Raw genomic sequence first — 26,516 nt, 5'->3', positions numbered from 1 at the left:
AGGCTGGGCGCTTGCCATGTCTTCGGAATCCGTGCTCCCTGGCGGTGCCCAGGGCGGAAACCTGAAGGAAAGCGCCCGGGTGATGGTGCTCGTGGATTTCATCAACCCCCTGCAGTTTCCCGGCGCGGCGAACCTGCTGCGCAGCGCGTTGCGGGCGGCGCAGCCGACCGCGCGGCTCAAAAGGCGCCTGGCGCGCAGCGGGGTGGCCGTCATCCACGCGAACGACAACTACGGCATCTGGCGGTCGGAATTCAAGGACCTGCTCGCCGCATGCAAGGCGCTGCCGGGCATCCGGGGCGAATCGCGGCGCTGCTGGAGCCGATGGAGGGCGACCTGACCATCCTCAAGCCCCTGCACTCGGCTTTCCATTCCACACCGCTGGCGCATCTCCCGCGGCAACTCAAGGCCCGCGAACTGATCGTCGCGGGGCTGGCCACCGACATGTGCGTCCACCTGACGGCGATGGACGCCTACATGCGCGGCTACCGGCTGTGGGTTCCCCGCGACTGCACCGCGGCGGAAAGCGACGCGGCCAGGGACGCCGCGCTGCGGCAGATGGCCTACTTCAAGTGCTCGGTCGTCAGGAAAAGTGCCTAGGCGAGACGGCCGCCCCCTGCGGGCAGGTGGACGGCCGGCTCCCGGCGTTCACTCCTCCCCGCCGGGCATGTGCTTGGCCAGCTTGACGCGCTCCTGGCTGCGGCGCATGTGGATGTTGAGCATCTCCACCGCGAACGAGAACGCCATGCCGAAGTACACGTAACCCTTGGGAATGTGCTGGCCGAAGCCTTCGGCGATCAGCAGGATGCCGACCACCACCAGGAACGACAGCGCCAGGATCTTGATGGTCGGGTTGTTGTCCACGAACTCGCCGATCGGCCGCGCGGCGAACATCATCACGCCCACCGAGGCCACCACCGCGATGATCATGATGGCGATGTCGCCCACCATGCCGACGGCGGTGATCACCGAGTCGAGCGAGAACACGATGTCGATGATGGCGATCTGCACGATGATGCCGGCGAAGGACACGCGTGCCTTGCCGACGACGCCGTCGCCGTCATCGTCCTCGCCCGGGGTCATCGACTGGTGGATCTCGTGCACGCTCTTCCACAGCAGGAACAGGCCGCCGCCAATGAGGATCAGGTCACGCCCCGTCACCTCCTTTCCCAGCACCGAGAACAGCGGCGAAGTGAGCTGCATCACCCAGGTGATCGACAGCAGCAACAGGATGCGCGTGACCATGGCGAAGCCCAGGCCCAGGCGCCGCCCCATGTTGCGCTGCTCGGGCGGCAGGCGGCCGACCAGGATCGAGATGAAGATGATGTTGTCGACGCCCAGCACGATCTCCAGCGCCACCAGGGTGATGAGGGCGATCCAGCCCTCGGGGGTCGACATCCAAGCTAACCATTCCATCCAGTGTCTCCTCGGCAGCGTCCGGACCGCGCTGCTGCGCCGTGTTTATAGCGTCATTCGTCCGCACGGCAAAGCAAAAAAAAGACAGATGCTTCTTTATTGATAGCTTTCAACGCTTGTTCTGTGCGGGCTGGCGGCGGATTTTACTCAATGTGTACTCAGCGCGACGGCGGCGGCCGGTCGCCAGCGCTCGCGGCCATCATCGCCACAGGCTCGGGCTGCAGCAGCGTGCCCTGGCGCCAGCCCTTCCAGGTGGCGACGGCCAGCAGCAGCACGACCAGCGAGGCCAGGGCCAGCGCCAGCATGGCCGGCGCCTGCGCCGCGCCATCGCGCGCCGCCAGCCGCAGCGACAGCGCGGCGAAAGCGCTCAGCGGAAAGCCCAGCGACCAGAACCCGATCGAGAACGGCTGCGCCAGCATGCGCCGGCCGATGCGGAAGCTCCACAGCAGGAAGAACAGCGCCACGCCCCAGCACATCCAGGCCAGCACCGTGGGCGCGCCCAGTTGCAGCGCGGCGCTGCCGATCACGGCCGGCGGCGCGACGGTGATGAAGGTGGCCGGCAGCAGGCGGTCCGGCCACGGCCCTTGCGCCGCGATGCGCGCGAGCAGCAGCGCCAGCAGCACCGGCCACAGCAGCAGCCCCAAGCCGAACTGCGCCGCCGCCCAGCCGCCGGCGCCCAGCGCGTCGCCCGCCAGCGGCGCCAGCACGTTGCCGACCACGGGCACGAACAGCACCGGCGTCAGCGCGTGCCAGCCCGGCCGGCGCGCCGGATCGGGGTACAACCAGCGCGCCAATACCCACAGCGTGACGCCGAACTGCCCCAGCGAGCCCAGCCACCACAGCGCCGCCAGCCAGCCGCTGGCGCCCAGCAGCTCCACGCCGCAGGTGGCCAGCAAGATGAGGGACACCGGCATCGTGGCAAAGAAGGCGTGCCGCACGGGGTGCGCCAGGTCGGCCGCCACCGCGTCGCCGAAATGCTGCCAGCGCAGCAGCGACAGCAGCGCCAGCGCGACGAACACCAGCGCCGCCGCGCCGGCCAGCAGCAGCGCGCCAGCGCCGGCGATATCGCCCAGCATCGGCACCGCGCGGCCCCAGGCCAGCGCCAGGCCGCACAGGCTCATGACGATGGCGAACCAGTGCGGCGCGAGGTGCTTCAGGGCATCGGGTCGGTGGATCATGCGGGCATGATGCCATGGCGCGATCGCTACTTTTTCAATAGCTTTCAGCACTTGTCTGGCACGGGCTGCGGGTCTATTTTCTTTCGGATCGAGGCGCGCCATGCGGCTGGCCGGGCGCGATTCACCGCAGCCGTGCACTCGACGGGGACGCGGACATTCAATCCGCCACCTCGATGCCCGGGCCGTCGTCGATGATCCGACGCCGGGCAAGCAGGCGCCGCAGCGCCTGACCACTGCGAAGAAGGACGCGCGGCCGCTCGCTATCGGCCTTGCCGCGTCCGCGCGACTATGGGGACCAGGGGGGCATCACGGCGTCAACCCAATAGGCACCACGACCATGCCCGCCGTCTCCATGGTCCTGCGCAGGCTGGCGAACTCGCTCTCCACGAACTTGGTGAACTCATCGCCCACCAGCACCGCCGGCGTCCAGCCGTTCTTCTTCAGCGCCTCCTGCCACGCGGGCGACTGCGTGGTGGCCAGCAGCGCGCCGGTCAGCGCCTGGCGTTGCGCGGGCGTGAGACCCGGCTTGCCGAACAGGCCGCGCCAGTTGCTGATCTCGACGTCGATGCCCTGCTCCTTGAGCGTGGGAATGTCCTTGTACGCCGCCAGGCGCTCGCCGCTGGTCACGGCCACGGCCTTCATCTTGCCACTGCGGATGTGTTCGGCGAACTCGCCGATGCCGCTGCCCCCCACGGTGACCTTGCCCTCCAGGACGGCGGCTGCCGCCTCGCCACCGCCGTCAGACGCCACGTAGTTGATCCTGATCGGGTTCACGCCCACCGCGCGCGCGACCATGGCCGCCGCGATGTGCTCGGTGGAGCCGGACGAGCCACCGCCCCACTGCACGCTGTCCGGGTCCTTCTTGAACTGCGCGATCACGTCGCCCATGGTCTTGAAGGGCGAATTGGGGGGCAACACGAACACGTTGTCCTCCGTCGTCAGGCGCATCAGCGGCGTGCCCCGCATCAGGTTGATCGGCCACCTGGAGGCGATCAGTCCGCCCAGCATCACCGCGCCCATCACCATGATCTGGGTGGCGTCGCCCTTGTCTCTCGCTATGAAAGGCCCCATGCCCAGCACGCCGGCCGCGCCGCCCTTGTTCTCGTAGGTCACCGCGGCGGCCTGCTTGGCGTCGAGCATGGCCTGGCCCAGCGCGCGGCCGGGGGTGTCCCAGCCGCCGCCTGGACTGGCGGGGATCAGCACCTTCAGGTTGGCGCCCGGCTGGGCCCACGTGCCAGGCACGGCACCGGCGGCCGCCAGCGCAGCCAGAGATTTGAGAAAAGTAGCGCGATCCATCAGCAAGTCTCCTTAAAAGTTATCGACAGTCCGGCGACCCCATCATCGCCGAGCCGGGAGGCTTTCCCCCGGCCGGTCCGGCCCCGGCGTCCCAAGGGTATTTCAATTTGCCCCACTCATGGACATATATGGATTTCCCCACTGGGTTGGGAGCCAACGGCCGCCGAATGCGGGCCGCATAAGCAAACAAGAAAAGAATCGTTCCCCCGGCGGGATGCGCACGCCAAGATCGCGGCCTTGTCTGCACCCATTCACAAGGAGTCCCGCATGTCTGTCCCCACCACCCGCCGCCTGGCACTGGCCGCGCTGGCCGCCGCGCCTGCCGCGCTGGCGCAGCAGGCCGCCGTCACCCTGCTCAACGTCAGCTACGACCCCACGCGCGAGCTGTACGCCGAGGTCAACGCCGCCTTCATCAAGCACTGGAAGGCCAAGACCGGCCAGGACGTGGCGGTCAAGCAGTCGCACGGCGGCTCGGGCAAGCAGGCGCGCTCCATCATCGACGGCCTGGACGCCGACGTGGCCACCCTGGCCCTGGCCGGCGACACCGACGCGCTGCACACCCACGGCGGCTGGATCCCCAAGGACTGGCAGAAACGCCTGCCGCACAACAGCTCGCCCTACACCTCCACCATCGTGCTGGTGGTGCGCGCGGGCAACCCCAAGGGCATCAAGGACTGGGACGACCTGGTCAAGCCCGGCGTCAAGGTCATCACCCCCAACCCCAAAACCTCCGGCGGCGCGCGCTGGAATTACCTGGCCGCGTGGGAGTTCGCCAAGCGCAAGTACGGCGGCGACGCCAAGGCCAAGGAGTTCGTCGCCAAGCTGTACGCCAACGTGCCCGTGCTCGACACCGGCGCGCGCGGCTCGTCCATCACCTTCGCGCAGCGCAACCAGGGCGACGTGTTCATCTCCTGGGAGAACGAGGCCTACCTGCTGGAGAAGGAGTTCGGCAACAAGGTGGACTTCGTCTACCCCTCGCTGTCCATCCTGGCCGAGCCGGCGGTGACCCTCGTGGACAGGAACGTGGACAAGAAGGGCACGCGCGCCGTGGCCCAGGCCTATCTGGAGCACCTCTACACCGATGAGGCGCAGGACATCATCGGCAAGCACTTCTACCGCCCGATCTCGGCCCAGGCCCAGGCCAAGTACGCCAAGCAGTTGCCCAAGCTCAACCTGTTCCGGATCGAGGACGCCTTCGGCGGCTGGGAACAGGCCGCCAGGACGCACTTCGCCGACGGCGGCAGCTTCGACCAGATCTACACCAACAAATGACCTCCCCCACCTAACCCCCAGGAGCCCGCCATGACCACCGCCCCTGCCCGCCCGTTGCCGACGCACGCCCAGGCGCTGCTCGCCACCACCGCCGCGCACTGGGGCCTGGCCATGCGCGGCGGCGGCGCCACGCCGCTGCGCCGCCGCCGTCCGGCGCCGGCCGTGTTGGTCGAAAACCAGCCCTGGCCCTACTGGCCCGCCTACCCCGGCGCGGCCGTGGGCTGGCGTTGACGCACGCCTTATCGTCTTTTGCGTATAAGAAAACTAGAAAAAGATCGTTTGAGTTTGAAGTCATGGGCCGCAGACTTCGCGCCTCGCCGGCACTTCGAGCCGGCATCTTTTTTGTGCCGTCATGAAACTCAAGCTCCGCCTCCTCGCCGCCGCCCTGGCGCTGGCCGCCACCGCCGCCTCCGCCCAGACCACGCTGCTGAACGTCTCTTACGACGTGGCACGCGAGTTCTACAAGGACTACAACGCCGCCTTCGTCGCCCACCAGAAGAAGGCCACCGGCCAGGACATCAAGGTGGACCAGTCGCACGCCGGCTCCAGCGCCCAGGCGCGCGCCGTGGCCGACGGCCTGGCCGCCGACGTGGTGACTTTCAACACCACCACCGACATCGACTTCCTCGCCGACAAAGGCGTGGTGGCCAGGGACTGGCGCCAGAAGTTTCCCCACGGCGCCTCGCCCACCACCTCGACCATGCTGTTCCTGGTGCGCCAAGGCAACCCCAAGGGCATCAAGGAGTGGGACGACCTGGTGCGTCCCGACGTGAAGGTGATCGTGGTCAATCCCAAGACCGGCGGCAACGGCCGCCTGGCCTACCTCGCGGCCTGGGGCCAGGTGCGCGCCAAGGGCGGCAGCGACGCGCAGGCGGCCGACTTCGTCGGCAAGCTGTACAAGAACGTGCCGGTGCTGGCGCGCGGCGGGCGCGACGCCACGGGCGTGTTCCTGCAGCGCAACACGGGCGACGTGCTGATCACCTTCGAGTCGGAGGTGGTGTCGGTCGAGCGCGAGTTCGGCGCCGGCAAGGTCGAGGCCGTCCACCCCTCGACCAGCATCGTCACCGAGAACCCGGTGGCCGTGGTCGAGCGCACGGTGGCCAAGAAGGGCACCGGGGCCGCCGCCAAGGCCTACCTCGATTACCTGTACTCGCCCGAAGGCCAGGAGATCGCCGCCAAGCACGGCATCCGCCCGCGCGACGAGGCGGTGCTGAAGAAGCACGCCGGCACCTTCAAGCCCATCAAGCTGTTCACGGTCGATCAGTACTTCGGCTCGCTGGGCGAGGCGCAGAAGGTGCACTTCAACGACGGCGGCCAGTTCGACAGGCTCTACCAGCCCGGCAAGTAAGCAGCAAGGGAGGCCATCCGCCATGTCTGCTGCCGCCACCGCCCTGGCGCCGCCGGCCCGTCCCGGCCCGCGCCGCGGCGCCCGCCGCGTGCTGCCGGGCTTCAACCTGACGCTGGGCTACACGCTGCTGTACCTGAGCCTGGTCGTGCTCATCCCGCTGTCGGCGCTGGTCTTCAAGACCCTGTCGCTGAGCTGGCCCGAGTTCTGGGCCGCCGTGTCGTCGCCGCGCGTGCTGGCCTCGTACCGGCTCACCTTCGGCGCCTCCTTCCTGGCGGCGCTGGTCAACGTCGTGACCGGGCTGCTGGTGGCGTGGGTGCTGGTGCGCTACGAGTTCCCCGGCAAGAAAATAGCCGACGCGCTGGTGGACCTGCCCTTCGCCCTGCCCACCGCCGTGGCTGGCATCGCGCTGACGGCCATCCTGGCCGGCAACGGCTGGATCGGGCAGTTCCTGGAGCCGCACGGCATCCAGATCGCCTTCCAGCCGGCCGGCGTGGTGGTGGCGCTGATCTTCATCGGCCTGCCCTTCGTGGTGCGCACCGTGCAGCCGGTGCTGGAAGACACCGAGAAGGAGCTGGAAGAGGCCGCCGCCTGCCTGGGCGCCAACCGCTGGCAGACTTTCTGGCGCGTGATCTTCCCGGCCATCGCGCCGGCGCTGCTGACGGGCTTCGCCATGGCCTTCGCGCGCGCGGTGGGCGAGTACGGCTCGGTCATCTTCATCGCCGGCAACATGCCCATGGTGTCGGAGATCACGCCGCTCATCATCATCGGCAAGCTGGAGCAGTACGACTACGCCGGCGCCACGGCCGTGGCCTCGGTGATGCTGCTGATCTCGTTCGTGCTGCTGCTGGTCATCAACGGCCTGCAGACGTGGCAGCGCCGCCGCATGGGGGGCGTGTGATGAGCACGACTGGCATCCCCAAGCGGGTGAGCACGACCGAAGCGCCGTGGATACGCTGGCTGCTGACCGCGCTGGCGCTGGGCTTCATGGCCCTGTTCCTGGTGCTGCCGCTGGCCGCCGTGTTCGTCGAGGCGCTGCGCAGCGGCTGGGGCACCTACCTGGCCGCGCTGCGCGAGCCCGACGCGCTGGCCGCCATCCGCCTGACGCTGCTGACGGCCGCCGTCGCCGTGCCGCTGAACCTGGTGTTCGGCGTCGCGGCGGCCTGGTGCATCGCCAAGTTCGAGTTCCGCGGCAAGTCCTTCCTGACGACGCTGATCGACCTGCCGTTCTCCGTCTCGCCGGTGGTGGCCGGGCTGATCTACGTGCTGGTGTTCGGCGCCCAGGGCTGGCTGGGGCCGTGGCTGGCCGAGCACGACATCAAGATCGTGTTCGCCGTGCCGGGCATCGTGCTGGCCACGGTGTTCGTCACCTTCCCGTTCATCGCGCGCGAGCTGATCCCGCTGATGCAGGCGCAGGGCAGCGACGAGGAGCAGGCCGCGCAGGTGCTGGGCGCCAGCGGCTGGCAGACCTTCTGGCACGTGACGCTGCCCAACATCAAGTGGGGGCTGATCTACGGCGTGATCCTGTGCAACGCGCGGGCGATGGGCGAGTTCGGCGCGGTGTCGGTGGTGTCGGGCCACATCCGCGGCCAGACCAACACGCTGCCGCTGCACGTGGAGATCCTCTACAACGAGTACCAGGGCCAGGCGGCGTTTGCCGTCGCCTCGCTGCTGGCGCTGCTGGCCATCGCCACCCTCGTCATCAAGACCGCCGTGCAGTGGCGCCACGAGCGCGAGATGCGCGCCGCGGCCGAGCTGCCGCCCGAGCGGCCCGCAGCCGCGGATTCAAAGGTTTTTCAGCCCCAATCCGGCGTGGATACTACGTCGACAGCTATCAATAAAAGAGCATTCTCATGAGCATCGAGATCCGCCACGTCACCAAGCGGTTCGGCGACTTCCGCGCGCTCGGCGACGTCAGCCTCGACATCGGCTCGGGCGAGCTGGTGGCCCTGCTCGGCCCCTCGGGCTGCGGCAAGACCACGCTGCTGCGCATCATCGCCGGGCTCGAATCGGCCGACGCCGGCAGCATCCTGTTCAGCGGCGAGGACACCACCGACGTGCACGTGCGCGACCGGCAGGTGGGCTTCGTGTTCCAGCACTACGCGCTGTTCCGCCACATGACCGTGGCCGACAACGTCGCCTTCGGCCTGCGCGTCAAGCCGCGCCGCGAGCGGCCCGGCGAGGCGCGGATCCAGGCCAAGGTGCACGAGCTGCTGAAGCTGGTGCAGCTTGACTGGCTGGCCGACCGCTACCCCTCGCAGCTCTCCGGCGGCCAGCGCCAGCGCATCGCCCTGGCGCGCGCGCTGGCCGTGGAGCCCAAGGTGCTGCTGCTCGACGAGCCCTTCGGCGCGCTCGACGCCAAGGTGCGCAAGGAGCTGCGCCGCTGGCTGCGCCGCCTGCACGACGAGCTGCACGTGACCAGCATCTTCGTCACCCACGACCAGGAAGAAGCGCTCGAAGTCGCCGACCGCGTGGTGGTCATGAACAAGGGCCGCATCGAGCAGGTCGGCACGCCTCAGGATGTGTGGGAGCACCCGGCCAGCCCCTTCGTGTACGGCTTCCTGGGCGACGTGAACCTGTTCCGTGGCCGCGCCAGCGGCGGGCAGTTGCAGGTGGGCGACTGGTCCATCGCCGCGCCCGAGCACCGGGACGCCATGGACGCGGACGCGCTGGCCTTCGTGCGCCCGGCCGATCTGGCCGTGTCCGCCTACGCCGCCGGCGCCCCGGGCCTGCCCGCGCGCCTGGACCGCGCGCTGGTGGTCGGCCCGCTGGCGCGGCTGGAGCTGACCCCGCGCGAGCAGCCCGACCACATCCTCGAAGCGCACCTGGGCGCCGACGAGTTCCGCCGCCTGGGCCTCGGCGAGGGCGACACCGTGCTGGTCTCGCCGCGCAAGGCGCGCGTGTTCCTGGAACCGGCCGACGACCCGGCGGCGATGATCTGAACTGAAACACCCCCGTGTCTCCACTCGCTGCGCGATGTTTCGCCTCCCCCCTCAAGGGGGCGCACCCACTGGCCGGGGGAACCCCGGCCAGTGGGTGCACTGGCATGGCCTGCTCCGCGGCCATTGGGCTCGTTGGGTTTCGTGAATCGCGGGTGCCTCGCAGTGCCATGGAAAACTGAGACGCATCGAATTCGATAGCTGCCGGCGCAGCAGGCGTGCGGGCTACAAGCCAATTTTCCTCAGAATCCACCTCCTCCCGCGCGGCCCTCCGTAGAATCCGGGCTTTCCCCCTGGACACGGAGAACCTCCCATGATCGACCTGAACAAACGCTCGGCGCTGCGGCTGGCCTCGCTGGCGGCCGCCGCGGCCGCGCTGGTGGCCTGCGGCAAGAAGGACGAGCCGGCGCCCGCCCCCGCGGCCGAGGCGTCCGCGCCGGCCGCGGCCAAGCCCGAGCCGCTGAAGGTGGCCTTCGCCTACGTCGGCCCGGTGGGCGACGCGGGTTGGACCTTTGCGCACGACAACGCCCGCAAGGCGATCGAGAAGGAGTTTGGCGACCGCATCGCCACCAGCTACGTCGAGAACGTGCCCGAAGGCGCCGACACCGAGCGCGTGCTGCGCGACCTGGTGTCGCAGGGCAACAAGGTGATTTTCGGCACCAGCTTCGGCTTCATGGAGCCGATGCTGAAGGTGGCCGCCGACGCCAAGGACGCCAGGTTCGAACACGCCACCGGCTACAAAACCGCCGACAACCTGCGCACCTACGACAGCCGCACCTACGAGGGCGCCTACATGGCCGGCGTGATCGCCGGCGCGATGACCAAGTCGAACGTGCTGGGCGTGGTCGGCTCGGTGCCGATCCCCGAGGTGGTGCGCAACATCAACAGCTTCACCCTGGGCGCGCAGCTCACCAACCCCAAGGTCCGGACCAAGGTGGTGTGGGTGGGCGACTGGCACAACCCGCCCAAGGAGACCGAGGCGGCCACCGCGCTGATCAACGGCGGCGCCGACGTGCTGATGCAGAACACCGATTCGCCCGCCGTGCTGAAGACGGCCGAATCCATGGGCAAGCGCGCCTTCGGCTGGGACAGCGACATGACGGCCTACGGCCCCAAGGCTCACCTGGGCTCGGCCATCATCGACTGGACGCCCTACTACACCAGGGCCGTGGGCGAGGTGCTGGAAGGCAAGTGGGCCACGGGCCAGAGCTGGTGGGGCGTGAAGGAAGGCGCGATCGACATGGTGTCGCTGGCCGACGACGTGCCCGCCGGGGCCAAGGCCCGGCTGGACGAGGTACGCGCGGGCCTGAAGGCCGGCACCTACGCCATCTGGAAGGGCCCGCTGGTGGACAACAACGGCCAGGAAGTGCTGCCCAAGGACCAGGTGGCGGACGACAAGTTCCTCGGCGGCATCAACTTCTACGTCAAGGGCGTGGAAGGCAAGGTGCCCGGCAGCGACAACAAGAAGTAGGCCGCGCGCTTGGGGTCCCGTGACCCGCCCCTCAGGCCTTGGCCTTGAAGGCGGGCAGCTTGTCGGCCAGGCGCTGGCCCATGGCGGCGCCCAGCGCCTGCAGGCCGCTCAGCGGGCGCACCATCACCTCGAACTCCACGATCCGCCCCTGCTCGTCGAAGCGGATGAAGTCGATGCCCTTGAGCTTCTTGTCGCCGACGTTGGCGCTGAACTCCAGCACCACGTCCAGGCCGTCGTCGCTGGCCAGTTGGCGGTGGTAGGCGAAATTCTCGAACACCCGGGTGACGGTGGACAGCACCAGGATCAGCGCCGGCGCCGAGGCGTAGGCCGTGTTCGCCATGGGCGAGCGGAACACCGCGTCCGGGTGGACGATGGCGGAAAGGTCGCCGAGGTCGTTGCTGGCGATCATCCGATGCCAGAGGTCGAGGGAGCGGGCGACCGCGGGATGGGCGTTCTTCGGGGGCTGCGACAAGGTCGTCTCCTTGCGGTTAGTGGAATTCAGATGCTGGCGGCCAGGCTCGTGCCCTGGAGGATCGCGCGCTTGGCGTCGAGTTCGGCGGCCACGTCCGCGCCGCCGATGAGATGGACGGCGCAGCCCGCCGCGCGCAGCGCGTCGTGCAGCTCGCGCAGCGGCTCCTGGCCCGCGCAGACCACGACGTGGTCCACGTCGAGCACCCGGGCCTCGCCGTCGAGGGTCAGGTGCAGGCCGGCGTCGTCGATGCGTTCATAGGACACCCCCGAATGCATCGCGACGCGGCGCGCCTTCAGCGACGCGCGGTGGATCCAGCCCGTGGTCTTGCCCAGCTGGTCGCCCACCTTGGCGGCCTTGCGCTGCAGCAGGTGCACGCGGCGCGCGGGCGCTTCCACGCGCGCATGGCGCAGGCCGCCGGCCTGGGCATAGTCGGTGTCGATGCCCCATTCCTCGTAGAACTTGGCCGGCGCGACGGCGCCGCTCTCGCCCGCATGCGTCAGGTATTCGCTCACGTCGAAGCCGATGCCGCCGGCGCCGATCACCGCCACGCGCGCTCCCACGGGCTTGTCGTCACGCAGTACGTCCAGGTAGTTCAGAACCTTCGGGTGCTGAACGCCGTCGATCGCGGGAACGCGCGGCTGGATGCCCGTGGCGAGGATCACTTCGTCGAAGCCGGCCCGGGCGAGTTCGTCGGCGCTGACGCGCGTGCCGAGCTTCACCGTCACGTTCTGCAGTTCGAGCTGGCGCCGGAAGTAGCGCAGCGTTTCGTGGAACTCCTCCTTGCCGGGCACCTTCTTGGCGATGTTGAGCTGGCCGCCGATCTCGCTGCCCGCGTCGAACAGCGTCACCGCGTGGCCGCGCCGGGCCGCCGTCACCGAGAAGCTCAGGCCAGCCGGGCCAGCCCCCACCACCGCGATGCGCTTGAGCGCCGCAGCCGGCGTGATGACCAACTCGGTTTCGTGGCAAGCGCGCGGGTTGACGAGGCAGGACGTGATCTGGCGACCGAAGGTGTGGTCCAGGCAGGCCTGGTTGCAGCCGATGCAGGTGTTGATCTCGTCGGCGCGCCCCTGCCGCGCCTTGCGCACGAAGTCGGCATCGGCCAGCAGCGGGCGCGCCATCGACACCATGTCGGCATAGCCCTCGGCCAGCAGCCGCTCGGCCACTTCGGGCGTGTTGATGCGGTTGGACGCCACCAGCGGAATGCCCACCTGGCCCATGACCCGCTTCGTCACCCAGGCGTAGGCCGCGCGCGGCACCTTGGTGGCGATGGTCGGGATGCGCGCCTCGTGCCAGCCGATGCCGGTGTTGAGGATCGTCGCGCCGGCCGCCTCGATCGCCCGGGCCAGTTGGATCACCTCTTCCAGCGTGGAACCGCCGTCCACCAGGTCCAGCATGGACAGGCGGTAGACGATGATGAAGTCCGGTCCCACGCGCTCGCGCGTGCGGCGCACGATCTCGACCGGAAAGCGCATGCGCCTGGCGTAGCTGCCGCCCCATTCGTCGTCGCGGTGGTTGGTGCGCGCCGCGATGAATTCGTTGATGAGGTAGCCCTCCGAGCCCATGATCTCCACGCCGTCATACCCGGCGTGCTGGGCCAGCACGGCGCAGCGCACGAAATCGTCGATCGTCTGCTCGACCTCCTCCGGCGTCAGCGCGTGGGGCACGAAGGGATTGATCGGCGCCTGCAGGGCGCTGGGCGCGACCAACTCGCCGTGGTAGGCATAGCGCCCGAAGTGCAGTATCTGCATGGCGATCTTGCCGCCCTCGGCATGCACTGCCTGGGTGACGATGCGGTGCTGTCCGGCCTCGTCCTCGTTCACCAGCATCGCGCCGCCCTTCGCGGGCCGCCCGCGCTCGTTGGGCGCGATGCCGCCGGTGACGATCAGGCCCACCTCGCCGCGTGCCCGCTCCGCATAGAACGCGGCCATGCGCGCGAAGCCGTTCGGCGCTTCCTCCAGCCCGACGTGCATGGAACCCATGAGCACGCGGTTGCGAAGCGTGGTGAAGCCCAGGTCGAGCGGAGCGTTCAGGCGAGGGTAGAGGGTCATGGCGGCCGCGTCCTTGTTAATGCAACCGGTTGCATGAATGTAGCCGCTTCCCCGGTCGAATGCAACTGGTTGCGCAAAATGGTGCGGAAACCACGCAACGCCCGCGGGACTGTCGCGCGGGCCGGCACTTGAGGCAAGATGTGGCGCTCCGCTCCAGCCTCCCTGCTTCGTCCCGATGTCCCTGCCTCACGCCCTTCTCACCGCACTGATCGAGCACCCGTGCTCGGGCTCCGAACTCGCCGAGCGGTTCGACCGCTCCATCGGCTACTTCTGGCACGCCACGCACCAGCAGATCTATCGCGAGCTGGCCCGGCTGGAGGAGGCGGGCTGGATCGAGGCGCTGGCGGAGGAGGCCGGGCGGGGACGCAAGCGCCAATACCGCATCCTGGCCGCTGGACGCAAGGAACTGCGGCGCTGGGTGGCTGAGCCCGAGGACCCCAAGCCGCTGCGGGAGGAGTTGATGGTCCGCCTGCGGGCGGCTGCGGTCATCGGCCCCAGCGGACTGCAGGACGAGATCACGCGGCGAGTGGCCATGCACCGGGACAAGCTCGACCTGTACCGGCGCATCGAGCAGCGCGACTTCCTGGACCAGCCGCCCAGCCGCGAACGGCGCCTGCAGCACCTGGTCTTGCGGGCGGGCATCCTGCAGGAGGAGCTGTGGCTGCAGCTCTCGCAGGAAGCCCTGGAGATTCTGGCCAGCAGCGACGCGGACGACCGCCCGGAGGCGAGCGCCGAAGCCGGCGCCCCGGGCCGCCAGCGCCGGCCGGCGGCCCGGGGTTCTTAATGCAACCAGTTGCATTCGAGGACGCCTTCGCATAGACTATGCAACCAGTTGCATGATTGGCGTGCAACCTCTGCATTGGAGTCGCCATGAGTCCCTCGATCAGCCTCGCCGCCTCGAATCACCCGGGCCCGAGGCGCCCCCTGGGCCTCGGCCCGGCTTCGCCCCGCGGCCGCCTGTCCATGAGTTCCGCCGCCGGCGGTGGCACCGCGCTGCCCGCCGGAATGCAGGGCGAAGTGGCCCAGCGCATCCTCGAAGACCTGAAAGCCGTCGAGCGCGGCCACGCGGTGCGGGCCGCCGACGACACGCTGCGGCGGCGCGTGCAGGCGATCAAGGCGTACCAGCAGCGCCGCTTCGAGAACAGCTACGCGGACCTGCTCGCCGAAAGGCGCTACGCGGCGGCGGTCGGGTTCTTCGTCGATGAACTGCATGGTCCCCAGGATTTCGCCGAGCGCCAGGCGCAGATCGCGGGCATCGTGCCGACGCTGGTGTGGATGTTTCCGCGCGAGGTCGTGGACACGGTCGCCACGCTGGTGGCGCTGCACGCGCTGTCGGAGTCGCTGGACGCCGAGATGGGGCGGCGCCTGCGCTCCGACTCGGTGACCCCGAAGCGCTACGTCGCGGCATGGCGGGCGACGGGCCGGGCCGATGACCGCCGCCGGCAGGTCGACCTGACGCTCTCGGTGGGCCGCCGCCTCGACCTCCATACGCGCGACCCCCTGCTGCGCAGCAGCCTGCGCATGATGCGCGGACCGGCGCTGCTGGCGGGCCTGGGCGAGTTGCAGCACTTTCTCGAATCCGGCTTCGAGGCCTTCGGGTCGATGCGCGGCGCCGCGCGCTTCATCGCCGCCATCGAGCAGCGCGAAGGCGCCCTCAACGCGGCGTTGTCGGGTGCGGGCGGCCTGGACGGCGGCGTACTGGATCAGCTGCCGCCCGTCGCCTGAGTCGCCGCGCAGCCTCTGAAAATCGCCTTGGCGCGAGGCGCCGGGCTCGCGGAACCGGACGCCGGTTGCGTACACTGCGCCGCTGGCATGGTCCATGCATGGCCCTGGTTTCACACCCCTCATCGACAAGGCCCCACGATGCCCCACGACCAACGCAAGCGCACCCTGCTCCGCCTCGCCGCCGCCGCGCTCGGCGCCGCCGCCCTGATCGGGTGCGGCAAGAAGGACGATGCCGCCCCCGCCGCGCCGCCGGCCGCCGCCGCGCCCGCCGCCGAACCCCTGAAAGCCGCCTGGATCTACGTCGGCCCCGTCGGCAGCGCCGGCTGGAGCTACGCGCACGACCAGGGCCGCCAGGCGGCGGAGGCCGCGTTCGCGGGCCAGGTCAAGACCAGCTTCGTCGAGAGCGTGCCCGAGGGCGCCGACACCGAGCGCGTGCTGCGCGACCTCATCGCCCAGGGCAACACGCTCATCTTCGGCACCAGCTTCGGTTTCATGGAGGCCATGGTCAAGGTGGCCAGGGATTTCCCGCAGGTGAAATTCGAGCACGCCACCGGCTACAAGACGGCCGAGAACCTGAACGTGTACGACTCGCGCTTCTACCAGGACACCTACCTCGCCGGCATCATCGCCGGCCACATGACCAAGACCGGCACGCTGGGCTACGTCGGCTCGGTGCCGATCCCCGAGGTGCTGCGCAACATCAACGCCTTCACGCTGGGCGCGCGGAGCGTCAACCCCAAGGTCAAAACCCGCGTGGTGTGGACCAACAGCTGGTACGACCCGCCCAAGGAGACCGAGGCCGCGCAGGCGCTGCTGGACGGCGGCGCCGACGTGCTGCTGCAGAACACCGACTCGCCCGCCGTCATCCAGGCGGCCGACAAGGCCGGCAAGCTGGCTTTCGGCTGGGACTCCGACATGAGCGGCTTCGGCGGCAGCGCCCACCTGGGCTCGGCCATCGCCGACTGGAGCCACTACTACAAGAAGGCCGTCAAGGACGTGCTGGACGGCACCTGGAAGGGTGGCCAGGTCACGCGCTGGGGCGTGCCCGAGGGGCAGAACGACCTCATCAAGCTTTCCGACAGGATCCCACCCGAGGTGCGCGCCCAGGTCGAGGAGATCAAGGGCCGCATGAAGGACCGCGGCTTCGACGTCTTCACCGGCCCGGTGGTGGACGCCGGCGGCAAGGAGCGCCTGGCCGCCGGCGCGCGCGCCGACGACGCCTGGATGGGCGCCATCGACTTCTTCGTCAAGGGCGTCGAGGGGCAGATTCCCGCCGCAAAATAGATAGCTACCTGCGCTTCACCCATGCGGGTTGGAGCGTTATTTCATCCAAAAACGCACGATGAAGCTCGAACGAACCCTGTGGCACCCCGTGGCGCTGGCCCACGCGGTGGGCGCGAGCCCCGCCGCCGCTACCCTGCTGGGCGAGGACCTCGTGCTGTGGCGCGACGCCGCCGGCCGCGCCCACGCCTGGATGGACCAGTGCCCGCACCGCGGCGCGCGCCTGTCGCTGGGCCGCGTGGCGCGCGGCGAGCTGGAATGCCCGTACCACGGCTGGCGCTTCGAGGCCGGCGGCCAGTGCACCCACATCCCCGCCGTGCCCGACTTCAAGCCCGGCCCGCGCCACTGCGCCCGCGCCTACGACGCGCGCGAGGCCTACGGCATGGTGTGGGTGCGCTTGGCCACGCCCGAGAACGAGGCCCGGCCCATCCACGACCTGCCCGCCTTCGCCGCCGAGGCCGAGCCGCGCCTGCGCAAGACCACCAGCGGCCCCTACGTCGTCAATGCGAGCGCGCCGCGCATCATCGAGAACTTCCTCGACATGGCGCATTTCGGCTTCGTGCACGAGGGCTGGCTGGGCAGCCGCGAGCACACCGCCATCGCGCCCTACGAGGTGCGCCCCACGCCGCACGGCGTGCTGGCCACCGGTTGCCTGGCGTGGCAGCCGCGCTCGTCCATCCACGCCGAGAGCGGCGCGCAGGTCGAATACACCTACGAGGTCACCGCGCCCTACATGGCCGTGCTGACCAAGGTGCCGGAGGCCGGCAGCACCGCCATCGACGGCATGAACGAGGCCATCGCCATGTTCGTCTGCCCGGTCACCGAGGAGACCAGCGTGGCCTGGACGCGCATGGCCATGAACGACTTCGACTCGCCCGACGCGCGGCTGATCGACTTCCAGGACACCATCTTCGGCCAGGACCGGCCGGTGCTCGAATCGCAGCGCCCTAAGCGCCTGCCCCTGGCGCCGGACGCCGAGGTGCATTCCGCCGCCGACCGCATCTCCAGCGCCTACCGCCGCTACCTGCGGGACAGCGGCATCACCTTCGGCGTGATCCCATGACCTGGACGGTGCCGCCGATCGCCCCCGAGCGGCTGCCCGGCCTGCTGGCCGCCATGCCCAAGGCCGAGCTGCACCTGCACATCGAGGGCTCGCTGGAGCCCGAGATGATCTTCGCGCTGGCCGCGCGCAACGGCGTCGCCCTGCCCTACGCCAGCGTCGAGGCGCTGCGCCGCGCCTACGCCTTCACCGACCTGCAGAGCTTCCTGGACATCTACTACCAGGGTGCCGCCGTCCTGCTGGAAGAACAGGACTTTCACGACCTGGCCAGCGCCTACCTGGCGCGGGCCGCTGCTGAAAACGTCGTGCACGCCGAGATCTTCTTCGACCCGCAGACGCACACCGCGCGCGGCGTGGACATGGGCACGGTGATCCGCGGCCTGGCCCGCGCCTGCGCCGACGCGCCCGCGCGGCACGGCATCAGCGCCGCGCTGATCCTGTGCTTCCTGCGCCACCTGAGCGAGCGCGAGGCCTTCGAGACCTTGGAAGCCGCGCTGCCGTACCGCGACCAGTTCATCGGCGTCGGGCTCGACTCCAGCGAGGTCGGCCACCCGCCCGAGAAGTTCGCCCGCGTCTTCGCGCGCTGCCGCGAGCTGGGCCTGCGCATCGTCGCCCACGCCGGCGAGGAAGGCCCGCCCGCCTACATCTGGCAGGCGCTGGACGTGCTGAAGGCCGAGCGCATCGACCACGGCGTGCAGGCCGTGCACGACCCCGCGCTGATGCGGCGCCTGGCCGACGGGCGCGTGCCGCTGACCGTGTGCCCGCTGTCCAACCAGAAACTGCGCGTGTTCCCCGACCTGGCGCGCCACAGCCTGCCGCGACTGCTGGACGCGGGCTTGTGCGCCACCATCAACAGCGACGACCCGGCGTACTTCGGCGGCTACGTGAACGAGAACTTCCGCGCCGTGTTCGCCGCCACCGGCCTGCGCGCCGAGGCGGCCTGGCGGCTGGCCGCCAACAGCTTCGAGGCCAGCTTCGCCGGCAACGCCGCCAAGCGGGACTGGACGCAGCGGCTGCAGGACTGCTTCGAGCGCTGGCACGACGACAAGGCCTAGTACGCCGACACGGAGATATCGAAACATGAAACCGCGTCTTTGCGCCCAGGGCGGCGTTGCAAATCCTCGCGATACCGCCCGGTATCGCCGCGGTTCGCGCCTTGCCCTGAACGCAAATCCATCGGTTTCATTGTGTTCCGATATCTCCGTGCCGGCGTACTAAAATGCGCGCTGCGGGTCCGCCGCCCCGACGGCCCGGCGACTTCTTCCATTCGGGACCATGTAGAGGAACACCATGTACAAAAACCTCGCAGCCGCGCTCGCGGCCGCCTGTTTTTTTCCGCCCCTGCACGCCCAGGCCCCCGCGCCCGTCAAGGCCGCGTGGGTGTACGTCACCCCGCTCACCGACGCCGGCTGGACGCGCCAGCACGACGAGGGCCGGCGCGCCGTCGAGGCCGCGCTGGGCGCCCAGGTGCAGACCACCTTCGTCGAGAACGTGGCCGAGGGGGCGGACGCCGAGCGCGTGATCCGCGACCTGGCGCGCCAGGGCCAGCAGATCATCTTCACGCCCAGCTTCGGCTACATGGAGCCCACGCTGAAGGTGGCGCGCGAGTTTCCCGGCGTGAAGTTCGAGTCCATCACCGGCCTCAAGCAGGCGCCCAACGTGGCCACCGCCAACGCGCGCTACTACGAGGGGCGCTACCTGGCCGGCATCGCCGCCGGGCGCATGACGAAGTCCGGCGTGGCGGGCTACGTGGCGGGCTTTCCCATCCCCGAGGTGCTGCAAGGCCTCAACGCCTTCACGCTGGGCCTGCGCAGCGTCAACCCCCGGGCCACGGTGAAGGTGGTGTGGCTGAACGAGTGGTTCAACCCGCCGCGCGAGCGCGAGGCCGCCACCGCGCTGATGGACCAGGACGCCGACGTGCTGGCCTTCCACACCGGCTCCACCGCCGTCATGGCCGCCGCCGAGGCGCGCGGCAAGCTGGCCGTGGCCTACCACTCCGACATGCGCGGCGTGGCGCCCAGCGCGCAGATCGCCGCCATCACCCACCAGTGGGGCGACTACTACACGCGCCGCGTGAAAGCGGTGCAGGCGGGCCGCTGGCAGAGCGGCAACCTGTGGGGCGGCGTGCGCGAAGGGATGGTCCGCGTGGACGCCTTCGGCCCCAAGGTCCCGGCCGCGGTGCAAAAGGAAGTGCTGGCGCGCCAGCAGGGCATCGCCGCCGGCCGCCTGCACCCGTTCGCGGGGCCGGTCATCGACGGCGCCGGCCAGGTGCGGGTGCCCCAAGGCCGGACGGCGAGCGACCGCGAAATCCTGCGGATGGACTACCTCGTGCAGGGCGTGCAGGGCACCCTGCCGCGCTGACCGTTTTTCAAGCCAAATTGGCTTGAAACCGGCACCGGTATTGCGCCATCAGCTATTGATAAAGTAGCAACCCGCCGCCTGGCGCGGCCGGGGCATCACTGCTTGACGGCCTCGATCTGCGCCACGATGCGCACGTTCTTCGGAAAGCCGTACTGCACGCCGTAGTCCAGGCCGAACTGGGTGCGGTCGATGGTCGTCTCGAAGTCGCCGCCGCAGACCTCGCGCTTGAGCATGGGGCTTTGGTAGCAGGCGAACTGGCTGGCCTTGAAGGTGGCCGGATGGGTCTGGCCCTTGAGCGTCAGGCTGCCGGCCACGGCCACGACCTTGTCGCCGTCGAAGGTGAACTTGTCGCCCACGAACCGGGCGGTGGGGTGCTTGGCGGCGTCGAGGAGGTCGGCGCTCATCAGGTGCTTGTCGAACGGCGCCGTGCCGGTGGTGAGGGAATCGATCTGGAACGTGATGTCCACCTTGCCGGTCCGGGCGGCCTTGTCCAGTTGCACCGTGCCTTCCTTCCGGTCGAAACGGCCGCGGTTCATGGCCGCGCCGAAGTGGTTGATCTCGAACGTGGCGAAAGTGTGGGTCGGATCGATGGCGTACGTGGCGCCCTGGGCCTGCGCGGCGCCGGCGGCGAGGGTGGCGGCCATGGCGGCGAGGGCAAGGAAGGATGGCTGCATGTCGATGGGTCTCCTGGTGAAAAAAAGAAAAGGGATCAGAGCTTGCCCACGCCGGTGAGCGCGAGCCTGAACCTGACCTGCACCTCGTCGGCGACCATGGACGTGTCCGCCCATTCGTTCTCGCCGATCTTGAAGGCCAGGCGCTTGATGGCGAAGGCGCCCGTGGCCACCGTGGTGGCGCCGCTCTGCGTCAGCGTGACGGGCACCACCACGTCCTGCGCCGCACCCTTGATGCCCAGCTTGCCGGCCACCTCGTACTTGCCCGGGCCCACGGCCTTGATCGCGGTGGACTGGAAGGTGGCCTGCGGAAACCTGGGCACGTTGAACCACGCGGGCTTGGGCAGCTCGGCATCGGACTCCTTCACGCCCAGGGTGGCGCTGCCGGTGTCCACCGTGAAAGCGACCTTGCTGGTGGCGGGCCGGGCGGGGTCGAACGCCACCTGGGCGTCGAACCGGGTGAACTTGCCTTCGACCGGCACGCCCATCTGCTTGCTCACGAAGGCGATCTCGCTCTGGCCGGGCACCAGCTTCTGCTGCGCCAGGGCCGGCGCCGCCGCCAGAAGCGCGGTGCAGGCCAGTGCCAGGGTCGCCAGGGAAGTCGAATGCGTCATGAAGGGTTCCGTCGATGAAAAAGGTGGAGGAGGCGGTCAGCCCCGGCCGGGCAGCATGCGCCCGAGCAGGCCGTCGCGGTCGATGACCTGGTGCTTGAGCGCCGCCGCCACGTGCAGGGCCGCCAGCGCCGCCAGGGCGTAGGCGGTCCAGGCGTGCCAGGGCTTGAGGGCCTCGGCCAGCTCGGGGTTGGGCGCGACGAAGTCCGTCAGCGGCACCAGGCCCAGGAACACGACGGGGAATCCCGCCGCCGAGCTGTAGGCCCAGCCGACCAGCGGCACGGCCAGGAACAGCGCGTACATGAGGTGGTGCGTGCCGTGGTGCGCCACCTGCTGCCAGCGCGGCATGGCCGCCCGCACGGGCGCGGGCAGCGCCGGCGGGCGATGCGCCAGGCGCCACGCCAGGCGCAGCACCGACAGCGCCAGGACCGCCACGCCGGCCCACTTGTGCCAGTTGTAGAGCTTCAGGCGCTGGGGCGAGAAGGGCAGCCCCGTCATGTACCAGCCCACACCCAGCATCGCCAGAATGGCCAGGGCCAGCACCCAGTGCAGCGCGATGGCGATGGCGCCGTAGCGGGCTGGTGGCGGCGGGGAAGCGGTGAGGGCGGAAGCGTCGGTGTGCATGAGGGCTGCTGCGCCGGCGCACTTCGTGCGGCGACCGCCCTCTAGAGTCGCCGCCGGCCGTCAAGTTTCAAGAAAATCCGGGGTCAGATCAAAATTTCCCCGTGCTGATCTCGCCGCGCCAGGCGCGCGGATTCCGGGACACCGCCGTGCAGCCGGCGGCGATGCGCCCCGGCGCACCCCCGGGCTACATCCGCCGGCGCGCGCCCCGCAGGCCCAGCCCGGCCGCCAGCAAGGCCAGCAGGCCCAGCGCCCACTCATTCAGGCTGGGCACCGGAGTCGGGACCGGAGCGGCCACCAGCGTGAGGGTGACCGCACCGTCGCCGCCGCTGGTGCTGGCCACATATTGTTGTCCCGCAAAACTCTCGCCGGTCCCGCCTGCGCCGCCTCCGCCTGCAGTCACCACCAGGTTTTGCACCGCGCCCAGGAAGCAGGAGCCTCCGGCCCCGCCGCCACCGGTCTGCACAACCTCGTCCTGCCCGGCCGTTCCGCCCGTCCCCGCGGTCACGCCGCCGCCACCACCACCACCACCACCGCCGTCCACGCCTGCCCCTGGCGTCGCGCCTTGCGCGCCGGCCACGCCGGTGGCGCAGTTGGCATTGCTGGCGGCCGCAGCCCCGGCCGCGGTGCCCGGCGAAGCCGTGTCGTTCGGCACCGCCAGACGGCTCCCGCCGCCGCCGCCGCCGCCGCCGCCCGCCTGCAGCGCGATGCCAGCCACGGACACCAGGCTGCTGCCACCGCCAGCGCCGCCAGCGCCGCTGATACCCTCACTTCCTGATCCGGCCCCCGGTCCGCCAGCGCCCGCGCCAGTGCCGCCGGTGCTGGCGGTATGTGAGTTTTCGCCCGCGCCGCCGCCAGCGCCGACCACCACCTGCACCGTGCTGCCCAGCGTCACCGCGATCAATCCCTGCAGCGACGCGCCCGCGCCGCCACCGCCGCCGGAACCCAGGCCCGAATCGCCGTCCATCCCGCCGCCACCGCCGCCACCGCTGGCCACCGTCACCTGGATCGCGCTGATGCCGGCGGGGACGACGTAGTTGTAAGTTCCTGGCGTGGTGTACTGCTGGGTCTGCGCGAACGCCGGGCCCGACCAGGCTGCCAGGCAGGAAAGCGCGGCCAGCGCGTGCAGGCCGGTTCGGTGAATGTTCAGGTAGGCCATGATCCGTCGTCTCCTATGTGTTGTTGCTCTATGAAAAAAAGAGGGCATCGCTGCCCTCGGTGACCACTCTTCAGAATGGGATGTCGTCGTCCATGTCGTCGAACCCCGACGCCGGCTTGCCCGCCGCGGGCGCCGGCGCGCGGGGCGCGGCGGCGGGCCGGGCCGCGGGCGCGGGGGGCGCGGCCCGGCGCGGCGCGTCGTAGCCACCACCGCCGCCGTCGTCCGACGGGCCGCCCATGCCCTGGCGGCTGCCCAGCATCTGCATCTGGTCGACGCGGACCTCGGTGCTGTAGCGCTCCTGGCCGCTCTGCGTGTCCTGCCACTTGCGGGTGCGGATGCTGCCCTCGATGTAGATCTGGCTGCCCTTGCGCAGGTACTGGCCGGCGATCTCGGCCAGCCGGCCGTTGAACACCAGGCGGTGCCATTCGGTGTGCTCGCGCGGCTCGCCGCTGGCCTTGTCCTTCCACTTGTCGGTGGTGGCCAGCGTGACGTTGGCGATCTGGTCGCCATTGGGAAAGGAGCGCATCTCGGGGTCGCGCCCAAGATTGCCGACGAGGATGACTTTGTTGACTGAGGCCATGATGGAAATGTGCTGCGAAAAAAGCCGGCACGCCGGCCGGCTACTTTCAACATTGTGCCGCAGCCCAGCGGCACCCGCCGCCGCTACGCGCGCCGCCGGCGCATGCCCTGGGTGCCCAGGGCCGCCGCCAGCAAAGCCAGCAAGCCCAACGCCCACTCGCCCAGGGTAGGCACCGGCACCGGTGCCGGCGCGGCCACCAGCGTCAGTGTCACCGCGCCATTGCCGCCGGCGGTAGCGTCCGTTATCTCCACCGCCTCTCCGGATTCAAACGTGGCTCCCGTGCCGCCCGTGCCGCCGTCCGCCGTGGTCACAAGGTTCTGCACCGCGCCCAGGTAGCAGGATCCACCAGCCCCACCGCCGCCGCCGCCGCTTCCGCTGTCGCCCGGACCATCGGCTCCGGCCGCGCCGCTGCTGCCGCCGGTCACGCCGCCGCCGCCGCCGCCGCCGCCGCCGCCATCCCCGTTTGCGCCCGGGCTACCGCCCGCGCCGCCCTGGGCACCCGTGGCGCAATTGGCGTTGCTGGAGGCCGCGGCGCTCGCCGCGGTTCCCGCTACACCATTTCCATTGTCGGTAAAGCTGCCGCCACCACCACCACCGCCGCCCGCGGCCTGCAACACGATGCCGACCACCGATACGCGGCTGCTGCCGCCGCCGCCGCCGCCCGCGCCGCTGAGACCCTGACCGCCCGCCGCACCGCCCGCTCCGCCGGCCCCCAGCCCCGTGCCGCCTACGGACGGGGTAGCGTCGGCGCTATCCGAGGCGCCGAACTCACCGCCGCCGCCCACCAGCACCTGCACGGTGCTGCCCGGCGTGACCGCGATGGTGCCGCTGAGCAGGGCGCCAGCGCCGCCTTGGCCACCTACGCCACCCGAGCTGTCAACCCCGCCGCCGCCGCCGCCGCCGCCCGCCACCGTCACCCGGATGGCGCTGATTCCCGCGGGAACCTGGTAGCTGTAGGAGCCGGGCGTGGTGTACGGCACGGTTTGCGCCAGGGCCGCCCCGGCCGCAGCCAGGAACAGCCCGGCTCCCACGAACAAACCACGTTGGCGCATCGCTCGGTTCGACATCTGAGTCTCCTCTTTGTGTGAATAACTCAGAATTATAAGAAAAAGCAACTTATTCACGAGCAATGCTTCACATGCGTGTGGCATCCGCTCCACACCGGCCGCCACTCCCCTGAGGTTCGGCGTGTTCAGGGGCTCAGGGCTTCGCCGCCGACACCTGCTGCACCCAGCCCAGCAGCAGCCACAGGGCCACCAGCAGCGTGGTCGCCGCGAACACCCCCGGCGCGCCGCCGTGCTTGAGCATCCAGCCGCCCAGCGCGCCGCCGGCGAACAGGCCCAGCGACTGCAGCGTGTTGTAAACGCCCAGCGCCGCGCCGCGCGCGCCGGGCGGCGCCAGGCGCGAGATCAGGCTGGGCTGGCTGGCCTCCAGCACGTTGAAGGCGACGAAGAAGACGAACAGCACCACCCCCAGCGCCCACGCCCCCGGCGCCTGGGGCGCCAGCCCCAGCAGCGCCAGTTGCGCCAGCCCCAGCAGCGCGATGGCCCCGCGCAGCACCGCGCGCAGGTGGCCGCGCCCAGCGCGAACAGCCCGCCCATCAGCGCGAACGAGGCCAGCACCGCCGGCAGGTACACCTGCCAGTGCGCCGACCTGGGCAAGCCCGCCTGCAGCAGCAGGCCCGGCACCACCACCCACATCGCCATCTGCACCGTGTGCAGCACGAACACGCCCAGGTCCAGCCGCCACAGCAGCGGGTGGCGCCAGACCTCGGCCAGGCGCCCGCGCGGCTCGCCCGTGTGGCGCGCGGGCTCGGCCGGCGTCCAGCGCAGCACCACGGCGATGCCCGCCAGCGCCAGCAGCGCGGTGAGCCAGAACAGCCCCGGCAGCCCCAGCCAGCCGACCAGCGGCGGCGCGGCCACCAGCGACACGGCGAACACCAGGCCGATGCTGGCCCCGACCAGCGCCATGCCCTTGGTGCGCACCTCGTCGCGCGTCAGGTCGGCCAGCAGCGCCGTGACCGCCGCCGACACCGCGCCCGCGCCCTGCAGCGCGCGGCCCACGGCCAGCGCCTGCACGCTGCCGGCCAGCGCCGCCACCGCGCTGCCCAGGGCGAACAGCAGCAAGCCCAGCACGATCACGCGCTTGCGCCCCACGCGGTCGGACGCCAGGCCCAGCGGCACCTGCATCAGCGCCTGCGTCAGGCCGTAGAGGCCCATGGCCAGGCCCACCAGCGCCGGATCGTCGCCGCCCGGGTAGCGCGCCGCCTCGATGGCGAACACCGGCAGCACCAGGAACAGCCCCAGCATGCGCAGCGCGAAGATGGCCGCCAGCGACTGCGTGGCGCGCCGCTCGGCGGCCGTCATGCGGTGGATGGTGGGCGAATCGGGGACGGAAGACGAGGCGGGGTCTGACATCGGCATGCGGCGCAAGGCGTGCCGGCTGGCGGCCGGGCAGCGGGTATTGTCGGGCATCGTCCGCTTGGTAGATTCCGTCCATGAACACCACCCCCCGCCTCCTCGCCCTGCTGCCGCTGTGCGGCGCCCTGCTGGCCGCCTGCGCCCAGCAGCCTCCCGCCGCGCCAGCCGCCCCGAACCCGGCCGCCAGCCCGGAACTGAAGGCCTTCCCGTCCAGCCTGGCGGGCCACCGCCGCCACGTGATCGAACTGCCGGCCCTGCCCGACGAGGCGGACCGCCAACTGGAGCTGATCGGCGTCAAGTCCATGACCGTGGACTGCAACAGCCGCGGCATGGACGGCCGCTTCGAGGCCCGCGACGTGGCCGGCTGGGGCTACACCTACTGGGTGCTGCGGAGCCAGGGCCAGGTGCGCGACACCATGATGGCCTGCCCGCCCGGCAGCCAGCGCCCCGGCTTCGTGCAGGCCGAATCCACCCTGGTGCGCTACAACAGCAGGCTGCCGGTGGTCGTCTTCGTGCCCGAGGGCATGGCGCTGCGCTACCGCGTGTGGCGCGCCGGGGCGGCGCAGGACGCGCCGCGGCGCTGATGCGCGCCG

Annotated in this window: 27 protein-coding genes and 1 pseudogene; 16 read left to right on the top strand and 12 right to left on the bottom strand. The window is 70.2% G+C overall.

The genetic code is table 11. The features are described from left to right. The first annotated feature begins 16 nt into the window (after positions 1-16). Both IPG65_RS07350 and IPG65_RS07345 read left to right on the top strand, forming a co-directional pair. Positions 17-337, top strand: coding sequence for a hypothetical protein (locus IPG65_RS07350; RefSeq protein ID WP_293188584.1), 321 nt, complete (start codon positions 17-19; stop codon positions 335-337). Beyond that, entirely contained in the window at positions 271-597 is a 327-nt protein-coding gene (locus tag IPG65_RS07345) for an isochorismatase family cysteine hydrolase (RefSeq protein WP_293188583.1), read from the top strand. Before IPG65_RS07350 ends, IPG65_RS07345 begins: the two co-directional genes overlap by 67 nt. 48 nt (positions 598-645) lie before the next feature. Here IPG65_RS07345 and IPG65_RS07340 read toward each other — a convergent pair whose 3' ends face one another. From IPG65_RS07340 to IPG65_RS07330, 3 genes are all read right to left on the bottom strand, one after another. Further along, entirely contained in the window at positions 646-1,413 is a 768-nt protein-coding gene (locus IPG65_RS07340; RefSeq protein WP_293188582.1) for a TerC family protein, read from the bottom strand. 158 nt (positions 1,414-1,571) lie between these two features. Next, a complete protein-coding gene (locus tag IPG65_RS07335) occupies positions 1,572-2,591 on the bottom strand; it encodes a C4-dicarboxylate ABC transporter (protein WP_293188581.1) in 1,020 nt (339 codons plus the stop codon). 306 nt (positions 2,592-2,897) lie between these two features. Beyond that, positions 2,898-3,887: a tripartite tricarboxylate transporter substrate binding protein gene (locus IPG65_RS07330; protein WP_293188580.1), complete on the bottom strand. Its 990-nt coding sequence runs from the start codon at positions 3,885-3,887 to the stop codon at positions 2,898-2,900. Positions 3,888-4,154: 267 nt separating this feature from the next. Here IPG65_RS07330 and IPG65_RS07325 point away from each other — a divergent pair, with 267 nt between their 5' ends. The 7 genes from IPG65_RS07325 (at position 4,155) to IPG65_RS07295 (ending at position 10,914) form a co-directional block, all read left to right on the top strand. Further along, positions 4,155-5,159: a sulfate ABC transporter substrate-binding protein gene (locus IPG65_RS07325; RefSeq protein ID WP_293188579.1), complete on the top strand. Its 1,005-nt coding sequence runs from the start codon at positions 4,155-4,157 to the stop codon at positions 5,157-5,159. A 30-nt stretch (positions 5,160-5,189) separates the two neighbouring features. Next, the gene (locus IPG65_RS07320; RefSeq protein WP_293188578.1) at positions 5,190-5,390 is read left to right on the top strand and encodes a hypothetical protein; all 201 of its coding nucleotides are present in this window, start codon (positions 5,190-5,192) and stop codon (positions 5,388-5,390) included. Positions 5,391-5,511: 121 nt separating this feature from the next. Beyond that, positions 5,512-6,507 carry a 30S ribosomal protein S9 gene (gene rpsI, locus IPG65_RS07315; RefSeq protein WP_293188577.1) on the top strand — a complete coding sequence of 332 codons (996 nt, stop codon included), beginning with the start codon at positions 5,512-5,514 and terminating at the stop codon, positions 6,505-6,507. 22 nt (positions 6,508-6,529) lie between these two features. After that, on the top strand, positions 6,530-7,405 hold the full coding sequence (gene cysT / locus IPG65_RS07310; RefSeq protein WP_293188576.1) for a sulfate ABC transporter permease subunit CysT: 876 nt from the start codon (positions 6,530-6,532) through the stop codon (positions 7,403-7,405). Then, a complete protein-coding gene (cysW, locus tag IPG65_RS07305) occupies positions 7,405-8,361 on the top strand; it encodes a sulfate ABC transporter permease subunit CysW (protein ID WP_293188575.1) in 957 nt (318 codons plus the stop codon). The genes cysT and cysW overlap by 1 nt, the downstream gene beginning before the upstream one ends. Further along, complete coding sequence (locus tag IPG65_RS07300) at positions 8,358-9,446, top strand: sulfate ABC transporter ATP-binding protein (protein ID WP_293188574.1); 1,089 nt, start codon at positions 8,358-8,360, stop codon at positions 9,444-9,446. Before cysW ends, IPG65_RS07300 begins: the two co-directional genes overlap by 4 nt. A 310-nt stretch (positions 9,447-9,756) precedes the next feature. Next, positions 9,757-10,914 (top strand): BMP family ABC transporter substrate-binding protein, encoded by a 1,158-nt coding sequence (locus IPG65_RS07295; protein WP_293188573.1) that lies wholly within the window; start codon positions 9,757-9,759, stop codon positions 10,912-10,914. Between the two features lie 31 nt (positions 10,915-10,945). Here the strand turns inward: IPG65_RS07295 and IPG65_RS07290 are convergent, their stop codons facing one another. Both IPG65_RS07290 and IPG65_RS07285 read right to left on the bottom strand, forming a co-directional pair. Beyond that, positions 10,946-11,386, bottom strand: a complete 441-nt coding sequence (locus IPG65_RS07290; RefSeq protein WP_293188572.1) for a nuclear transport factor 2 family protein — start codon at positions 11,384-11,386, stop codon at positions 10,946-10,948. Between the two features lie 26 nt (positions 11,387-11,412). Then, positions 11,413-13,434 carry an FAD-dependent oxidoreductase gene (locus IPG65_RS07285; RefSeq protein ID WP_293188571.1) on the bottom strand — a complete coding sequence of 674 codons (2,022 nt, stop codon included), beginning with the start codon at positions 13,432-13,434 and terminating at the stop codon, positions 11,413-11,415. A 175-nt stretch (positions 13,435-13,609) separates the two neighbouring features. On the opposite strand from IPG65_RS07285, the gene IPG65_RS07280 reads away from it, so the two are divergent. The 6 genes from IPG65_RS07280 (at position 13,610) to IPG65_RS07255 (ending at position 19,861) form a co-directional block, all read left to right on the top strand. Beyond that, positions 13,610-14,218 (top strand): PadR family transcriptional regulator, encoded by a 609-nt coding sequence (locus IPG65_RS07280; RefSeq protein ID WP_293188570.1) that lies wholly within the window; start codon positions 13,610-13,612, stop codon positions 14,216-14,218. A 179-nt stretch (positions 14,219-14,397) separates the two neighbouring features. Beyond that, on the top strand, positions 14,398-15,159 hold the full coding sequence (locus tag IPG65_RS07275) for a hypothetical protein (protein ID WP_293188569.1): 762 nt from the start codon (positions 14,398-14,400) through the stop codon (positions 15,157-15,159). 138 nt (positions 15,160-15,297) lie between these two features. Continuing rightward, positions 15,298-16,443, top strand: coding sequence for a BMP family ABC transporter substrate-binding protein (locus IPG65_RS07270; protein ID WP_293188568.1), 1,146 nt, complete (start codon positions 15,298-15,300; stop codon positions 16,441-16,443). A gap of 58 nt (positions 16,444-16,501) precedes the next feature. Next, on the top strand, positions 16,502-17,503 hold the full coding sequence (locus IPG65_RS07265; protein WP_293188567.1) for an aromatic ring-hydroxylating dioxygenase subunit alpha: 1,002 nt from the start codon (positions 16,502-16,504) through the stop codon (positions 17,501-17,503). Beyond that, positions 17,500-18,555, top strand: a complete 1,056-nt coding sequence (locus tag IPG65_RS07260; RefSeq protein WP_293188566.1) for an adenosine deaminase — start codon at positions 17,500-17,502, stop codon at positions 18,553-18,555. The genes IPG65_RS07265 and IPG65_RS07260 overlap by 4 nt, the downstream gene beginning before the upstream one ends. Positions 18,556-18,790: 235 nt before the next feature. Next, entirely contained in the window at positions 18,791-19,861 is a 1,071-nt protein-coding gene (locus IPG65_RS07255; RefSeq protein WP_293188565.1) for a BMP family ABC transporter substrate-binding protein, read from the top strand. A 95-nt stretch (positions 19,862-19,956) separates the two neighbouring features. On the opposite strand, the gene IPG65_RS07250 is transcribed toward IPG65_RS07255, so the two are convergent. The 7 genes and pseudogenes from IPG65_RS07250 to IPG65_RS07220 all read right to left on the bottom strand — a co-directional run bounded on the left by IPG65_RS07250 (position 19,957) and on the right by IPG65_RS07220 (position 25,869). Then, positions 19,957-20,535 carry a YceI family protein gene (locus tag IPG65_RS07250; protein WP_293188564.1) on the bottom strand — a complete coding sequence of 193 codons (579 nt, stop codon included), beginning with the start codon at positions 20,533-20,535 and terminating at the stop codon, positions 19,957-19,959. A 35-nt stretch (positions 20,536-20,570) separates the two neighbouring features. Then, positions 20,571-21,146: a YceI family protein gene (locus IPG65_RS07245; protein WP_293188563.1), complete on the bottom strand. Its 576-nt coding sequence runs from the start codon at positions 21,144-21,146 to the stop codon at positions 20,571-20,573. A gap of 36 nt (positions 21,147-21,182) precedes the next feature. Beyond that, the gene (locus tag IPG65_RS07240) at positions 21,183-21,767 is read right to left on the bottom strand and encodes a cytochrome b (protein WP_293188562.1); all 585 of its coding nucleotides are present in this window, start codon (positions 21,765-21,767) and stop codon (positions 21,183-21,185) included. Between the two features lie 184 nt (positions 21,768-21,951). Then, positions 21,952-22,923, bottom strand: coding sequence for an IPTL-CTERM sorting domain-containing protein (locus IPG65_RS07235; RefSeq protein ID WP_293188561.1), 972 nt, complete (start codon positions 22,921-22,923; stop codon positions 21,952-21,954). A 70-nt stretch (positions 22,924-22,993) separates the two neighbouring features. Then, positions 22,994-23,503: a single-stranded DNA-binding protein gene (gene ssb, locus IPG65_RS07230; RefSeq protein ID WP_293188560.1), complete on the bottom strand. Its 510-nt coding sequence runs from the start codon at positions 23,501-23,503 to the stop codon at positions 22,994-22,996. Between the two features lie 83 nt (positions 23,504-23,586). Beyond that, a complete protein-coding gene (locus tag IPG65_RS07225; protein ID WP_293188559.1) occupies positions 23,587-24,570 on the bottom strand; it encodes an IPTL-CTERM sorting domain-containing protein in 984 nt (327 codons plus the stop codon). A 133-nt stretch (positions 24,571-24,703) separates the two neighbouring features. Then, positions 24,704-25,869 (bottom strand): annotated as a pseudogene (locus IPG65_RS07220) (MFS transporter). A gap of 131 nt (positions 25,870-26,000) precedes the next feature. Here IPG65_RS07220 and IPG65_RS07215 point away from each other — a divergent pair. Then, on the top strand, positions 26,001-26,507 hold the full coding sequence (locus tag IPG65_RS07215) for an ecotin family protein (protein ID WP_293188558.1): 507 nt from the start codon (positions 26,001-26,003) through the stop codon (positions 26,505-26,507). Positions 26,508-26,516 lie beyond the last annotated feature (9 nt).

The organism is Ottowia sp. (assembly GCF_016703145.1).
GTDB lineage: Bacteria > Pseudomonadota > Gammaproteobacteria > Burkholderiales > Burkholderiaceae_C > Ottowia.
This window is presented reverse-complemented; position numbering and strand designations above follow the sequence as displayed.